A 1,876-nucleotide genomic window follows, 5' to 3' on the forward strand; every position below is an offset into this window, starting at 1 on the left:
GACTGTGCGCCACGAAAGCGTGGTAAGCAACTCGTAAGAGTGGCTTAATATAGCTGTGCTATACAGATGATGGAGGAAGGCCCTCCGAAATCGCCATGCAGGTGGAGATTTCAAACTACCTTAAGGTGCTGTAATCAAAAGTTATGGTATTGAGCGTTAAGGAAAAGGCAGAGTTAATCTGTCAAGTGTGTACTAAAGAGATGAACGAGCATGTGAACCACTTACGAAAATGTCGAAAGCGTAGAGATTTCATCAAAACCAGAGGGTAGTCGTTAATCTGGGATAAGTCTAGAGGAAACCTGTTTACTGTCTAGGCGGTGAACGGCATAAAGGTGGCATGAACTTAGTACAGGCATTTGTATGGAACGTGGGAACCTACGGCTTGATGTTAAGAGAGTATTTCAAGCAGAAGAACTGTGAGAAAAGAGTATCGAGGCAAGCATAGGGGCAGATTGAGTCGTAGTAGTGAAGAAATTTCTGTAATGGAAATGGAGCGAAGGACTTCGAGTTATTCAGTTTCAGAAGTAAGTCAACTTTGAAAGGAGGAGGAGCTTATGATGGAAACAAAGCCGTTTAATATTTCTAAAAGAGCTGTAGTTACAGCTTATGAGAAAGTTAAAGCAAACAAGGGAACATATGGAGTTGATGAGCAGTCAATCCAAGATTTTGAAAAGAAGTTGAAAAACAATCTATATAAAATCTGGAATCGGATGTCGTCTGGAAGTTACTTTCCCAAACCTGTAAAAGCAGTTGCAATTCCAAAGAAAAGTGGAGGAACTAGATTACTAGGAATACCAACTGTCGAAGATAGAATTGCACAGATGGTAGTTAAACTATATTTTGAACCAGAAGTGGAGCCCATGTTTTATGAGGATTCCTACGGATATAGACCTAATAAATCTGCAATACAAGCACTTGATGTTACAAGAAAAAGGTGTTGGAGAAAAGATTGGGTTCTTGAATTTGATATAAAGGGATTATTTGATAATATCAAACATGAAATTTTAATTAAAATGGTAAAGAAGCACACTAATGAAGAATGGATTATTCTATATATTCAAAGGTGGTTAACTGCACCATTTCAAATGGAGAATGGAGAACTAGTGCCAAGAAACTCTGGCACTCCACAAGGGGGTGTCATAAGTCCAGTACTTGCGAATCTATTTCTTCATTATGTGTTTGATGAATTTATGACAAAAGAATTCAGAACAATTCCGTGGGCAAGATATGCAGATGATGGAATAACACATTGTGTATCTCTAAAACAAGCTAAATATCTACAAAGGCGACTGAAAGAAAGATTCGAAGAATATGGATTGCAACTGAACCTTGAGAAAACAAGAATTGTATACTGTAAAGATGATGATAGAAAGGGAGATTACCCAGATATATCATTTGATTTTCTAGGGTATACATTTAAACCTAGAGGTGCTAAGAGTAAATACGGAAAGTATTTTACAAGTTTCTTACCAGCGATAGCAGATAAGGCGAAGAAATCAATTCGAAAAGAAGTTAGAAGTTGGAGAGTACAGTTGAAGGTAGATAAAGACTTGTGGGATATATCAAGTATGTTTAACAAAAAGATACAGGGGTGGATTAACTATTATACACATTTCTATAAAACAGAAATGTATGCAGTATTAAGATATATCAATAATGCTTTAGTAAAATGGGTTCGAAGAAAGTATAAGAAAAGAAAACACAGACGAAGAGCAGAATATTGGTTAGGAAGTATTGCAAAAAGAGATAGAAATTTGTTTGCACACTGGAAAATGGGAATATTGCCAACAGCTGAATGATGGGAGCCGTATGAGCTGAGAGGTTCACGTACGGTTCTGAGAGAAACTAAGGGGGAAGTTCCCTTGGTTTACTTACT

Annotated in this window: 1 protein-coding gene; it reads left to right on the forward strand. The window is 37.2% G+C overall.

The genetic code is table 11. From position 1 onward, the window contains the following. The first annotated feature begins 554 nt into the window (after positions 1–554). The gene (ltrA, locus tag LGK97_RS19520; RefSeq protein WP_226261980.1) at positions 555–1,799 is read left to right on the forward strand and encodes a group II intron reverse transcriptase/maturase; all 1,245 of its coding nucleotides are present in this window, start codon (positions 555–557) and stop codon (positions 1,797–1,799) included. Positions 1,800–1,876 lie beyond the last annotated feature (77 nt).

Origin of the sequence: Clostridium sp. CS001, from assembly GCF_020443565.1 — a bacterium.
Lineage (GTDB): Bacteria > Bacillota > Clostridia > Clostridiales > Clostridiaceae > Clostridium_AD.

What these genes read in the sequence shown, in the direction of transcription:
- ltrA (WP_226261980.1), top strand. Translation starts at nt 555, where the DNA reads ATGATGGAAACAAAGCCGTTTAATATTTCTAAAAGAGCTGTAGTTACA.